12 protein-coding genes are annotated in these 13,243 nt (G+C 35.8%); 6 read left to right on the top strand and 6 right to left on the bottom strand.

Annotated elements, in window-relative coordinates:
• Positions 1-61: 61 nt before the first annotated feature.
• From G9H60_RS01240 to G9H60_RS01225, 4 genes are read left to right on the top strand one after another with little or no spacing between them, the layout of a single operon-like run.
• Entirely contained in the window at positions 62-1,711 is a 1,650-nt protein-coding gene (locus tag G9H60_RS01240; RefSeq protein WP_223142300.1) for a CTP synthase, read from the top strand.
• A gap of 16 nt (positions 1,712-1,727) precedes the next feature.
• The gene (gene yidC, locus G9H60_RS01235; RefSeq protein ID WP_223142299.1) at positions 1,728-3,545 is read left to right on the top strand and encodes a membrane protein insertase YidC; all 1,818 of its coding nucleotides are present in this window, start codon (positions 1,728-1,730) and stop codon (positions 3,543-3,545) included.
• A gap of 2 nt (positions 3,546-3,547) precedes the next feature.
• Entirely contained in the window at positions 3,548-4,840 is a 1,293-nt protein-coding gene (hemL, locus tag G9H60_RS01230; RefSeq protein WP_223142298.1) for a glutamate-1-semialdehyde 2,1-aminomutase, read from the top strand.
• Positions 4,841-4,866: 26 nt separating this feature from the next.
• Entirely contained in the window at positions 4,867-5,850 is a 984-nt protein-coding gene (locus G9H60_RS01225; protein ID WP_223142297.1) for a glycosyltransferase, read from the top strand.
• On the opposite strand, the gene rfaD is transcribed toward G9H60_RS01225, so the two are convergent.
• Positions 5,831-6,796: an ADP-glyceromanno-heptose 6-epimerase gene (gene rfaD / locus G9H60_RS01220; RefSeq protein ID WP_223142296.1), complete on the bottom strand. Its 966-nt coding sequence runs from the start codon at positions 6,794-6,796 to the stop codon at positions 5,831-5,833. The two genes, G9H60_RS01225 and rfaD, sit on opposite strands and share 20 nt — an antisense overlap.
• A gap of 132 nt (positions 6,797-6,928) precedes the next feature.
• Here rfaD and G9H60_RS01215 point away from each other — a divergent pair, with 132 nt between their 5' ends.
• A complete protein-coding gene (locus tag G9H60_RS01215; RefSeq protein WP_223142295.1) occupies positions 6,929-7,351 on the top strand; it encodes a 6-pyruvoyl trahydropterin synthase family protein in 423 nt (140 codons plus the stop codon).
• A complete protein-coding gene (gene lpxB / locus G9H60_RS01210; protein ID WP_223142294.1) occupies positions 7,352-8,458 on the top strand; it encodes a lipid-A-disaccharide synthase in 1,107 nt (368 codons plus the stop codon).
• Here lpxB and G9H60_RS01205 read toward each other — a convergent pair.
• The 5 genes from G9H60_RS01205 to G9H60_RS01185 form a co-directional block, all read right to left on the bottom strand.
• Positions 8,446-9,006, bottom strand: a complete 561-nt coding sequence (locus G9H60_RS01205; RefSeq protein ID WP_223142293.1) for a 1-acyl-sn-glycerol-3-phosphate acyltransferase — start codon at positions 9,004-9,006, stop codon at positions 8,446-8,448. The genes lpxB and G9H60_RS01205 overlap by 13 nt on opposite strands.
• Positions 8,997-9,635 (bottom strand): HAD family hydrolase, encoded by a 639-nt coding sequence (locus G9H60_RS01200; protein WP_223142292.1) that lies wholly within the window; start codon positions 9,633-9,635, stop codon positions 8,997-8,999. Before G9H60_RS01200 ends, G9H60_RS01205 begins: the two co-directional genes overlap by 10 nt.
• A 5-nt stretch (positions 9,636-9,640) precedes the next feature.
• Complete coding sequence (locus G9H60_RS01195) at positions 9,641-10,597, bottom strand: acetyl-CoA carboxylase carboxyltransferase subunit alpha (protein ID WP_223142291.1); 957 nt, start codon at positions 10,595-10,597, stop codon at positions 9,641-9,643.
• Positions 10,598-10,630: 33 nt separating this feature from the next.
• Positions 10,631-12,055: an MBL fold metallo-hydrolase RNA specificity domain-containing protein gene (locus G9H60_RS01190; protein ID WP_223142290.1), complete on the bottom strand. Its 1,425-nt coding sequence runs from the start codon at positions 12,053-12,055 to the stop codon at positions 10,631-10,633.
• Between the two features lie 76 nt (positions 12,056-12,131).
• Positions 12,132-13,181, bottom strand: a complete 1,050-nt coding sequence (locus tag G9H60_RS01185; RefSeq protein WP_223142289.1) for a DUF6807 domain-containing protein — start codon at positions 13,179-13,181, stop codon at positions 12,132-12,134.
• Positions 13,182-13,243: the final 62 nt, after the last annotated feature.

Below are 13,243 nucleotides of genomic sequence, written 5' to 3'. Positions count from 1 at the left end.
TTAATTCGGTGTGCCTTTTATTGCTATCTTTGTTTCCCGTAACCAAACAAACAAATTCCCAATGTCAGGTAAAGGGACCACAAAGAAATCAAAGTACATTTTCGTTACGGGTGGAGTAACTTCTTCATTAGGTAAAGGCATCATAGCGTCTTCATTAGCCAAGCTTTTACAGGCTAGAGGATTAAGCTGTACCATCCAAAAATTCGATCCATACATCAATATTGATCCAGGTACATTAAATCCCTATGAACACGGGGAATGTTATGTCACCAATGATGGTGCCGAAACCGATTTAGATTTAGGCCACTATGAACGTTTCTTAAATACGCCTACTAGTCAGGCTAATAACATTACTACCGGTAGAATTTACCATAATGTAATTACTAAGGAAAGAAGAGGAGATTATTTAGGTAAGACCGTTCAGGTTGTTCCTCACATCACAGATGAAATCAAAAGAAATATTTTGCTCTTAGGCGAAACTGGGAAATTTGATATTGTAATCACCGAAATTGGTGGCTGTGTGGGGGATATTGAATCTTTACCATTTATCGAGGCAGCTCGACAATTAAAATGGGATTTAGGAGAAAAAAACACGCTCTTTATTCATTTAACCTTAATTCCATATTTGAGCTCTGCGGGTGAACTAAAAACAAAACCTACTCAGCACTCTGTAAAAACCTTGTCTGAGTCAGGTATTCAACCTGATATTTTGGTTTGTCGTACCGAACATCCTTTACCTCAAGAAATGAAGCGTAAAATTGGTTTGTTCTGCAACGTAACAGAGCAAGATGTTATTGAGGCTATGGATGCTGAGACTATTTATGATGTTCCTTTATTAATGAAAGAAGAGCGTTTGGATAGTCGTGTTTTATACAAACTGGATATTTACAACGACAAAGATTCCAATTTAGTTAATTGGAAAAACTTTTTATCGAAGCTTAAAAATCCCAAATTCGAAATATCCATTGGTCTCATTGGAAAATATGTGGAATTGAAAGATTCATACAAATCCATTGCAGAAGCCTTCATTCATGCTGGTGTAGCTAATGAAATTAAAGTCAATGTGAAATGGATTTCATCTGAAACCATGGACGACGAAAATATACAAGATACATTAGCTGGATTAGATGGTATTTTGGTAGCTCCAGGATTTGGAGAAAGGGGTATTCAAGGAAAAATCAATGCAGTAAAATTTGCCCGTGAAAATAAGATTCCATTCTTGGGTATTTGCTTAGGCATGCAATGTGCAGTGATCGAATTTGCACGTAATGTTATCGGTTTAGAAGATGCACATTCCTTTGAGATGAATCCAGAAACACCTTATCCCGTGATTGATATCATGGAAGATCAGAAAAAAGTATCTGAGAAAGGTGGTACCATGCGACTGGGATCTTATCCTTGTAAAATTGAAAAAGGCACATTGGCTCATAAAATTTATGGTAAGACTTCCATTCAGGAGCGCCATAGACACCGTTATGAGTTTAATAATACATTTTTAGATCAGTTTCATCAGGCTGGAATGGTAACTTCAGGATTAAATCCTGATAGTAATTTGGTGGAGATAGTTGAATTACCGAACCATCCATTTTTTGTGGGAGTTCAATTTCACCCAGAGTATAAATCAACTGTAGAAGCACCTTCTCCCCTGTTTGTTCATTTTGTTAAAGCAGCATACCAACATGCTGTTCCTTTTATTAAAAATTCAAAATAGTATTTAGATATATCTTATGGATAGGAATTCAGTTACTGGTATTGTATTGATTTTAGCCATGTTATTAGGCTATCAATACTTCTTTGCTCCCAAAGAACCGATTAAGAGTGAAACCAGTGTTAAAGCAAGTTCAAAAGGACCTAAAGTGGATTCTTTAGTGTCAAAGGCTATTCCCTCAGTAGCAAAATTGGATACAGCGATAGCTGCTATTAAAGAAGAAACCTTTGTATTAGAAAACAAAGACATCTCCGTTCAATTAAGTAATTATGGTGGAAAGATCGTTTCAGTAACCTTAAAGAATTACGAATCCTACAAAAATTATAACCAAGGGCTAAAAGCTGGTTTGAAATTATTTGATGCCAAAAAAGACCAATTTGATGTAGAACTACCTATCTCAGGCAAAAAAGTTAAACTTAGTGACTTGATGTATCAAGTAAATAAGTCTGGTGAAAGTATCGAGTTTGCTAGCACATTAACGAATGGAAAAATCATCAAGCAAACGTATAGTCTAGCTAAGGAAGGATTTGAACTGAATTATGCAATTGATGCAAAAGCATTAGGAAGTGATTTAGGAGCTGAATATCAAATCCACTGGAAGGAAAATATCCACCAAACAGAAAAGGATATTGCAGAAGAAAGAAAAGCAACCATCAATTATTTGTTGCACGAGGACGAGGAATTCGATTATTTATCGGAAAATCCATCAGCTAATGAAGCCGAAAACATTACCTCAAAATTGGATTGGGTTACTTTCAAAAAGAAATATTTCATTGCTGGTTTAATTCCTCAAGGATTCCAATTTCAAAAAGCAGCATTGAGTAGCACACCCAATTTGAATGATTCATTGAACATCAAAACTTTGGATGCCAATATTGTTGCTTCTTCACAAGATTTACTTCAAGGAAAATCTAGTTTCAAATTTTACTTTGGACCAAACGATTATTCCATCATCAAACAAGTAGCGCCGTCTTTTGGTAAAAATGTCAAACTAAGTTATGACTTCTTATTACCCATAACTCGGTATGTATTTGTTCCTTTATTTGATTTCTTGGAAAGTATCGTTTCCAATTACGGTCTATTAATTGTTTTGTTGGTTTTAATCATCAAAACCGCCTTATTACCATTGACTTATAAGTCTTATGTGTCCATGGCTAAAACTAGGATTTTAGCGCCAGAAATTGCAGCTATCAAAGAAAAAATCGGAGATGATGCTGCACGTGTACAACAAGAAACCATGAAATTATACGGTGAAGTGGGTGTCAATCCTTTAAGTGGTTGCGTGCCTGTTTTAGCTACCATGCCAGTGCTTATGGCGGTATTTATGTTGTTTCCCAACTTAATCAACCTGCGACAAGAGTCTTTCTGGTGGGCAAATGACCTTTCTACTTTTGACTCTGTTTTGGATTTACCCTTTGCTATTCCTTTTTATGGATCACATGTAAGTTTATTCTGTTTGTTGATGACCTTGTCTCAATTGGCATACGGTTACTATAACAACCAAATTACACCTGATCAACCAGGACAACCCATCAATATGAAAATGATGGCATACGTAACGCCAGTGATTTTCATGTTTGTCATGAACTCCTTCCCTGCGGGTTTGAGTTTTTACTATTTCGTATCCAACTTGGTAACTATCGGACAACAATTAGCAATTCGCAAATTTGTGGATGAAGATAAAATCAAACGACTTTTGGATGAAAATCGCAAGAAAATTGCGGCCGGAGGTGGAGCTAAAAAATCACGATTCTCACAGTACCTTCAAACTCAAATGAAAGCTATTGAAGAGAATCAAAAGGATCAAAAAAACAACAATACTAAGAAGAAGAAATAGTCATGGGTTCATTAAGTGCTTCCTATTTTGAACGTGCACAAGAAGTTATTCCTGGTGGAGTTAATTCTCCAGTAAGAGCATTTAAATCAGTAGGAGGTTCACCCCTATTCATTCAATCAGCGAAAGGTGCCTACCTTAAAGATGTGGATGGAAAAGAATATATCGACCTGATAGGTTCTTGGGGACCTATGCTATTTGGACAAGCGCATCCAAGTATTGAAAATGCTGTTCGTCAAGCCCTATCCAATGGATTTTCTTTTGGCGCTCCTTCTTATAATGAAGTTTTAATCGCGGAAAAAATCGTTTCCATGATTCCTTCCATTGAAAAAGTGAGATTGGTGAATTCTGGTACAGAAGCGACAATGGCCGCTATTCGATTGGCTAGAGCTTATACCAAAAGAGATAAAATTATCAAATTTGAAGGATGTTATCATGGACATGGAGACTCCTTTTTAATTGCAGCTGGATCAGGCGTTGCAACCTTAGGTACTCCTGATAGCCCGGGTGTTACCGTATCAACTGCAAAAGATACCTTAACTGCTGTTTATAATGATTTAGCGTCATTAGAAAATCTATTTAACGCCAATCCTAATGATATTTCAGCAGTAATCCTGGAGCCAGTTGTTGGTAATATGGGATTGGTAATTCCAGAGCCAGGTTTTATAGAAGGTATTCAAAAATTGTGTCAGGCAAATGGTAGTTTATTAATCTTTGATGAGGTGATGACAGGTTTTAGACTTTCTTCATCAGGTTACCAAGGCCTTACGCATATCCAACCCGATTTAACAACCCTCGGTAAAATCATAGGTGGAGGTTTACCAGTTGGTGCTTATGGAGGAAAAGCAGAAATCATGAACCTGATTGCTCCAGCTGGACCGGTATATCAAGCAGGTACGCTTTCTGGTAATCCATTAGCCACTTCGGCTGGATTAGCAATGTTGAATTTAATCACAGAGAACCCTGAAGTTTATCAAGAATTAAATAAAAAAGGAGAATTTTTAGCTAATGGAATTCGCCAGCAATTGCAAGAATTACAGATTGAAGGATTTGTTAACCAAATAGGATCCATGTTCACATTATTCTTCACTAGCAAAGTAGTGAAAAATTTCAGTGATGCTAAAACCTCGGATACAGCTAAATTTGGTGTGTATTTCAGAGAAATGTTGAACCAAGGTGTGTACTTACCTCCATCTCAATTTGAATCTTGGTTTTTATCAGCCGCGCTTGATCAATCACACCTAGACCATATTTTACAAGCTAGTAGAATAGCTTTGAAAAAAACACTTGTGGCCTAATAACAGCTTTAAAAGCTCTTAGCTGTATGAAAGAAGGAACTTTCTTTAGTGTTATTATTCCTGTCTATAATCGTCCACAAGAATTGGATGAACTACTAAACTGTTTACTGCAGCAGGAGTATTCTCATTTTGAAGTAATTGTTGTAGAAGATGGCTCACAAATTTCTTCCTCAGAAATAGTCAATAAATATGTCAATCGACTAGATATTGCTTATTATTTTAAAGAAAACGGAGGACAAGGTTTCGCTCGAAATTATGCATTTGAAAGAGCTAAAGGTGATTTTTTTGTTATTTTAGATTCAGATGCACTGCTTGAAGCCAATTATTTAGAAGAAGTAGAAAAAGGAATTAGCGTAAAAAATATAGATTTATTCGGAGGTCCAGACAAAGACCATCCTAGCTTCACTCCCATTCAAAAAGCCATCAGTTTTAGTATGACAAGCCTATTCACCACGGGAGGTATACGGGGTAAAGAAAAGAATATAGGTGGACAATTTCATCCCAGAAGCTTTAACATGGGTATTTCCCGAAAAGTATGGGAAGCCACAGGTGGTTTCAAAATCACTCGCATGGGTGAGGACATTGAATTTAGTATTCGATGTTTGTCTTTAGGTTTTACATCTGCATTATTACCTAATGCCTTTATATACCATAAAAGAAGAACCAATTTTGTCCAATTTTATAAGCAATTACATTTCTTTGGCCGGGCTAGAATTAATATCTCAAGGTTTTTTCCACAAGAATTGAAATGGGTACACTTTTTCCCTGCTTGTTATTTGATTGGAATACTGATTGTCGGCTTTAGCTTATTACTACTCCCAAGCATAGGAATATGCCTCTCTAGCTTTCTCCTTGTCTATTGGTTTGGTATTTTTATAGATGCATTCATTCAAACCAAAAACTTATACATAGCAATCCTTGGCCTTTTGGCAGCTAACGTACAGTTAATTGCTTATGGCCAAGGATTTATAGAAGAAGCCTATAAAAAAATTACCAATAAGCCTTCTTAAGTAGATAATTTTGAACGTAATCTTTTACACCGTCTTCTAAGGTGTGAAAAGGCTGAGTGAAACCAATATTGCGCAATTTTGACATATTAGCTTCAGTAAAATATTGATATTTATCGCGGATATCAATAGGTGTATCAATGTAATTAATTTGCGCTTCTTTACCCATCGCTGCAAATGTTGATTTACCCAAATCATTGAAGGAACGGGCAATACCTGTACCTAAATTATAGATACCCGAATTTTTGCGATGTTCCATAAAGAATATGCATACATCTATTAAATCCTTTACATAAATAAAATCTCGCATTTGTTCCCCGTCACCATAATCTGGACGATGAGATCTAAATAAATTTAGACTCCCCTTTTCATTAATTTGCCGGAAAGCATGCCAAATAACAGAAGCCATACGACCCTTATGGTATTCATTCGGACCATATACATTAAAAAACTTCAATCCAGCCCAGAAAAAGGGTTTTTTCTCTTGTTGTAAAGCCCAGATATCAAAGTCATTTTTAGAATCTCCATACGGATTTAATGGCTTTAAACCTGGAATTTTACTTTCATCATCATCATATCCCAATTCTCCTAATCCATAAGTGGCAGCAGAGGAAGCATATACCAATGGAATTTGATACTCGACACAACGATTCCAAATATCCTTAGAATATTGCACATTTAAATCGTCAAAGATCGCCTTATCAAATTCAGTTGTATCGGTACGCGCACCAATGTGAAAGATAAACTCCACCTCCCTAAAATTTGAATCAAGCCATGTGAAAAATTGAGTTCTTTCAACTCTTTCCTTGATTTTTTTACCAATTAAATTTTTGTTTTTCTCCTCCAAAGAAAAATCATCTACTGCGATAATGTAATTGAAATTTAACTCGTTCAATTTTTGAATTAAACAACTACCAATGAATCCAGCAGCTCCTGTAACAATGATCATAATTAAATAGATTATATAGATTTAGCCCTCAAATTTACGTAGAATCCCAATAGCATTCCATACCTTTGCAGAATTAATGGTGATTCTGCTATTGTTTTCCCAGAACACCCTCACTTTAAACAACTGAAAACAATGGTTTACGTCATCCGCAAGGAACATTTTAATGCCGCTCATCGGCTTTATAATCCCAATTGGTCAGAAGCTAAGAATGAAGAAGTATTTGGCCCTTGTGCCAACAAAAATTGGCATGGTCACAATTTTGAATTAATCGTTACGGTAAAAGGAAATCCGGATCCAGAGACTGGATTTGTGTTTGATTTAAAGGAATTGGGAAAACTGATTAAAAAAGAAATTATTGATAAGGTTGATCACAAAAACCTCAATTTGGATGTAGATTTCATGACGGGTAAATTAGCCAGTTGTGAAAACTTGGTCATGGAATTTTGGAAGATATTAGCTCCAAAAATTCAAGAATCATCCTCTAGTGCGCAATTACACAAAATCCATTTGGTAGAAACCAACAAAAACTCAGTAGAATATTACGGAGAAATATAAATGAAGTATTTTATACTAGCAGGAGAAAAATCAGGCGATTTACACGGTTCCAAATTAATCAAGGAATTGTTGATTTTGGATCCTTCTGCAAGTATTCAAGCTTGGGGTGGCGATGATATGCAAGAAGCTGGTGCAGAATTACTTATCCATCATAAAGAACTTGCCATCATGGGATTATTGGGTGTTTTACAGAACATTCAAAAATTGAAAGGTTTATTCCAAAAATTCAAAAAGCAAATACATGATTTTCAGCCAGATACCATCATATTCATTGATTATGGTGGATTTAATTTAAAAGCGGCTAGAATTGCCAAATTACAAGGATTTCACACCCAGTTTTACATTGCCCCCAAAGTTTGGGCATGGAATAAAGGCCGAGTAGAGGTAATCAAAAAATGGATTGATCAATTGTATGTTATTTTTCCATTTGAAAAGACATTATTTGAAGAACATGGAATATCCACTCATTATGTGGGAAATCCTTTGAAAGATTCCATTGATAGCTTTCAAGCTGATCCACGTTTTACCGAGGAAAATTCCATTCAACAACCATGTATTTCTTTATTAGCGGGGAGTAGAAAACAAGAAATAACAGCTGCTTTGCCCGTTTTTCAGGAATTAAAAGCACAATTTCCCGATTTACACTTTTATGTGGCAGGACTAAAAGAATGGAAATCGATTTACGAGTTTTATCAATTAAATGTCATTTACGATGACACCTATAATTTACTACATGTATCTCAAGTAGCCATTGTTACTTCAGGAACCGCTACCTTAGAAACAGCCCTCTTTAAAATTCCTCAAATCGTAGTGTATAAAACAGATTGGCTATTTTACTCCTTAGCAAAACTGCTTGTGAAGATTAAATTCATATCACTGGTTAACATCATTTTAGGTAAAGAAGCTGTCCCTGAAATGATACAATCTAAATTTACCGCATCTCATATATCCATTAAGCTTAAACAATTACTTGAGCCAAACTCTATTACTAAGCAAAATCAATTGAAACTATACGATGAGTTAGCCCAAATCATTGGTCCTGCTGGAGCATCGAAAAAAACCGCTAAATTGATATTTGAATCTACTTCGGCTAATCAAGCTAAGTAGTTTTTAATCCAGGATTTTTGAGTACCAGGAATTGAAGCATAATAATTCGCAATTACTTTTTTATCTACCTCAAAATCTCCACTTGGATAAAATGGATCATTGATATGAACCCATTTATTTACATAATCAAAACCTACCATGATGATAGGAATATTTGCTTGGACTGCAATGTGATAAAATCCAGTTTTTAATTCTTGAACATCTTTTCGTGTACCTTCAGGTGCCAAGGCGGCATGGAAATAGGTATTTGCTTGATATATATCGACAATAGCACTTACTAAATTTTGATTTTTTGATCTATCAACAGGGTATCCACCTAACCAGCGAAATAACCAACCAAAAGCACCTTTGAAAAGTTCTTGTTTGCCCCAAAAATAGATTTTCATTTTCAATAAGGATCGAACACCTAATCCAATAGGAAAATCAACCCAGGTTGCGTGCGGGCAAACGATAACAATACTTTTAGGAATATCTCTCGGAATATTTCCTTTCATTTCCCAACCCATTCCCTTAAAGAATAAGTCGAACAATGCAGATTTTATGAGCATAATTGCAATAAATAGGAGTCAATTTGTTTTAAAGAACACGAAGGATTAATGAGCACTCCATCAATGCCTACTCGTTTTGCTGATTCAATATTATGAAAATTATCATCAAAAAAAACAAGATTTTCTGGTTTTAACGATAAATCTTGAAGAACGTGGTGATAAATGTTTTCATCTGGTTTTATCATGCCTAAATCAAATGAAAAATATACTTTTTGAAACAAGGAAAATAAATTCTCTCCTTTGGGCCCTAAAGGGACTTGTGTGAAATGTTGAGCATGGATAGCGCTCGTATTACTCAATAGAAATAGTGGATATTGATGTGACAAATTTTCCAACCATGCATACACACCTGGATGAAAATCCAACAAGAGCGAAGAAAATGCTTGATCAAATTGACCATCCGTACAGGATAAATCTAAGGATTCCCTAAGATAATCTCGAAACTCATTGTCGCTTTGTAAACCACTTTCATATGCTGCCCAAAGTGATTGACTATGAGTCAATTCCTTTACTTCCTCAGCAGAATATTTACTTGATAAATCAGCAAAAGCTTGGTACGTCTTGTTTAAATCTATGGGCAAAAGCACATTACCTAAATCAAATAGAAGGGATGGCTTGCTTAAAGACATAATGCTTATTCTACAACAACACCCATTTTACCGTACTTATCTATACGTGCATCAATTCTTGCACGAGTATCCATAGCACAAAGCTTTTTCAACTCTTCTTTGATGACTGCTTTCATTTTTGCCGCAGCTGCTTCTGGATCTAAATGTGCTCCACCTAATGGCTCAGGAATAATTCCATCAATCAAACCATTTTGTTCCATATCATTGGCTGTTAATTTCAATGCTTCAGCAGCCTGTTCCTTATAGTTCCAAGATCTCCATAAAATAGAAGAACAAGATTCAGGAGAAATTACCGAATACCAGGTATTTTCCATCATTAAGACACGATCTCCAACCGCTATACCCAAAGCCCCACCTGATGCACCTTCACCAATGATGATGCAAATAACAGGCACTTTCAACATAAACATGTCGCGAATATTTCGAGCAATAGCTTCACCTTGCCCTCTTTCTTCTGCTTCTAAGCCTGGAAATGCACCTGGAGTATCAATCAAACATACAATAGGCTTATTGAATTTCTCCGCCATTTTCATGAGGCGCAAAGCTTTGCGATAACCTTCAGGATTGGGCATACCAAAATTACGATACTGTCTTTGTTTGGTATTACGACCTTTTTGTTGACCAATAAACATCACGGAAAACTCCCCGTCAATATTCCCAAAACCACCTACCATGGCTTTATCGTCTGCTACCGAGCGATCACCATGAATCTCGATGAACTCTTCACACATTTTCTCAATATAGTCAAAAGTATAAGGGCGATCAGGATGTCTGGATAATTGAACACGTTGCCAACGAGTTAAATTAGAAAATGTCTCTTTTTTCAATTCTAGAATTTTTTCTGTCAATGATTGTACTGTAGCAGTGACATCGACATTATTTTCAATTGCTAATTTGCGCATTTCTATCAACTTATGCTCTAATTCAGCAATTGGCTTTTCAAATTCTAATAATGTTCTCATAGTAGATGTTAATTTCAATTGTAAAATTATCAATTAAAGAATGAAAGTTTGATTCTTTTCAGGCAAAATAACATCCTGATATCCCAAATTTGTTAACTCTTCTTTGAATTCTACCATACTTTCTTCTTCACCATGTGAAAGAAACACTTTTTTAAGTGTTGATGGATTCTGAACTTTCATGAAATCCAATAGACCTAGTTTATCAGCATGACCAGAGAAAACATCAATTTTACGTATTTGAGCATAAACTTTATATTCACGATCTCGTACTTGAATATGGTCGGTTCCAGCTAATAACTGTCTACCCAAAGTACCTTCAGCCGCATAACCAATCAACAAAATGGTACAATAGGTATTGGATATATTATCGGCAATATGTGTCTCTACCCTCCCACCGGATATCATTCCTGAAGAAGAAATGATGATACATGGTTCATGGTAATTTTTAATTGCTCTACTTTCTTTCTCTGTCTGCAAGAATTTCAAATTATCAAAGTCGAATAATTCATCATAATCCGCTTGAAATTCTCTAGCTTCTTGATTCAAGTAAGATGAATATTTGGTATAAATTCGAGTTGAACTTTTTCCCATTGGACTATCTGTAAATACACGAATAGCAGGAAAATGATCTTCTTCGATCAATCGATTGAGTGTATATAGCACTGCTTGGGTTCGACCTACTGAAAATGCAGGTATGATTAGTCTTCCGGGTTTATCAATACAAGTTGCTTTAATGATATCACCTAAAGCCTTCTTTGTACTTTCTTTGTCTTCATGGATACGATTACCATAGGTAGTTTCACAAACCAAATAATCACAAGCAGGCATAGTCTGAGGATCTATATGCAAAGGATAATTTTTCCTTCCAATATCTCCACTGAATCCAAGGGTTTTCTTAACTCCATTTTCAGTAATACCTAAATGTACGTGCGCAGCTCCTAATAAGTGACCAGCAGGAATAAAGGTGATTTCTAAATTATCCGTAGCTCTGAATTTCTTGCTAAAAGGAATTGTTATAAAATGATTGACCGAATGTTCTACGTCCTTCTGTAAATAAAGATCTCCTTTGCGTAAAAGGCGATCCATTTGCTTATGTTTCTTACGACTTTCCCCTTGAGCTGCCTTTAGTTTTCTTAAATGCAAATTGGCAGAGTCCATTAAAAGTAATTCTGCTAACTCAGCAGTAGGTGGCGTACAAAGTACTTGGCCTTCGTAACCCTCACGATACAACATAGGGATATTACCTGAATGGTCAATATGGGCATGAGTAAGAATGACTAAATTTATTAGAGAGGCATCAAATGGAAAAAATGCTTTGCTTTCATAGGGCTCATCGAAATCAATCTCCCGCTCCATATCTGTACCACAATCAATCAAAATCTTAAAGCCATCTTCCAATTCAAGTAAATACATACTTCCTGTCACTTGTTTGGCCGCACCTAAAAATTGTAGCTTCATAAAATCAAATAAATAGGGGCTCAAAGAGCCCCTGATACGCTGCAAAAATACAGATTTTTCGTGAAATAGAAATAGTCTATTTTACTTGCTTCGCAAAATCTGCTTGCATCTTATCTAAAACATCCTTAGTCAATTGCTTATCCGCAATGACTGTTCTATATCTAAAAGTAACGGATTCCCCTTTTTTCAAAGTCAAATTTCGTTCATCCTTTCCATTACTAAATACTTTGGCACCTAATGGATTTACTGCAAATAATCCATAGCCTCGAGCATGCCAATAACTTGGATAACTTACGTTGGCAGGGTGATCTAAAATAGCAATGTTAATAGGATGATTATCCAAAACTCCTTTCAAATTCATCCATTTAGCACGTGTACTCCAAACTTTCTCACCTGTAATTCCTTCACTACTTTCATAATCGCCACTTACACCTGTATTATCCAATACTGGCACCTTAGTCTCTACACCATGTGCATCCGTGAAAATATCGGGTTTATTAGAAGGTATCTCTAATTGACGAGCTACACGAATAGCAAACATTCCATCTTTAACATCTTTAAATAACACTGTTTCAGCTAAGGCTGTTAAAGTGGTAATTCTATCAATAACACGTACATCAGAAGTACCTGAAAAAGCATAGGAAGTTTTCTCAGCTAATACTTTGGCTCCTTTTCCATCACTATCTATCCAAGTCGCAGACACGGCTAATTCTCCTTTTTCTTTACCTGGTTTCATGTTCAATACTTGCTCATGAACTATGGTTCCAAATTTATGGCTTTTCATTCCATCTGAAATATTATTGGAATTATTCCAATAGTCAAAACCATTGACATCCTCATAATTTAACCACATCCCCACGTGGTGCGGGTGATCTGTACGCTCTCCCGGACGAATAGCTACAGGATAACCACGAGTAATGGTACTTCCTTTTGCACTAAGAATAGGAAAAAGAACCGCTTTTTTCAAAATGGCTTCTCCAGGGAAAAAGTAAGATGTGAAGTATTTACCGCCAACTAAGACATCAATTTTCTTCTCAGCATCGTTTTTCTTAAAGCTAACCGACTGGTTTTGAGCACTTACCTGAAAGGCAAGGCAAGTTGATAGAATTAAAAATAATTTTTTCATAAAAATAAGTTTAAAGTAAAATTCCGAGAATGACTCCTCGGAATTTTACAAAATAACAAAAT

Origin of the sequence: Aquirufa aurantiipilula (assembly GCF_019923745.1) — a bacterium.
In the GTDB taxonomy this organism is placed as follows: Bacteria; Bacteroidota; Bacteroidia; order Cytophagales; family Spirosomataceae; genus Aquirufa; species Aquirufa aurantiipilula.
Note: the sequence above shows the minus strand (reverse complement) of the source record. Positions and strands in the feature narration are given on the sequence as shown.

Bases quoted from the DNA above. Each gene is read 5' to 3' on its own strand.
- G9H60_RS01240 (WP_223142300.1), top strand. From the start codon at position 62: ATGTCAGGTAAAGGGACCACAAAGAAATCAAAGTACATTTTCGTTACG.
- yidC (WP_223142299.1), top strand. From the start codon at position 1,728: ATGGATAGGAATTCAGTTACTGGTATTGTATTGATTTTAGCCATGTTA.
- hemL (WP_223142298.1), top strand. From the start codon at position 3,548: ATGGGTTCATTAAGTGCTTCCTATTTTGAACGTGCACAAGAAGTTATT.
- G9H60_RS01225 (WP_223142297.1), top strand. From the start codon at position 4,867: ATGAAAGAAGGAACTTTCTTTAGTGTTATTATTCCTGTCTATAATCGT.
- rfaD (WP_223142296.1), bottom strand. From the start codon at position 6,796: ATGATCATTGTTACAGGAGCTGCTGGATTCATTGGTAGTTGTTTAATT.
- G9H60_RS01215 (WP_223142295.1), top strand. From the start codon at position 6,929: ATGGTTTACGTCATCCGCAAGGAACATTTTAATGCCGCTCATCGGCTT.
- lpxB (WP_223142294.1), top strand. From the start codon at position 7,352: ATGAAGTATTTTATACTAGCAGGAGAAAAATCAGGCGATTTACACGGT.
- G9H60_RS01205 (WP_223142293.1), bottom strand. From the start codon at position 9,006: ATGCTCATAAAATCTGCATTGTTCGACTTATTCTTTAAGGGAATGGGT.
- G9H60_RS01200 (WP_223142292.1), bottom strand. From the start codon at position 9,635: ATGTCTTTAAGCAAGCCATCCCTTCTATTTGATTTAGGTAATGTGCTT.
- G9H60_RS01195 (WP_223142291.1), bottom strand. From the start codon at position 10,597: ATGAGAACATTATTAGAATTTGAAAAGCCAATTGCTGAATTAGAGCAT.
- G9H60_RS01190 (WP_223142290.1), bottom strand. From the start codon at position 12,055: ATGAAGCTACAATTTTTAGGTGCGGCCAAACAAGTGACAGGAAGTATG.
- G9H60_RS01185 (WP_223142289.1), bottom strand. From the start codon at position 13,181: ATGAAAAAATTATTTTTAATTCTATCAACTTGCCTTGCCTTTCAGGTA.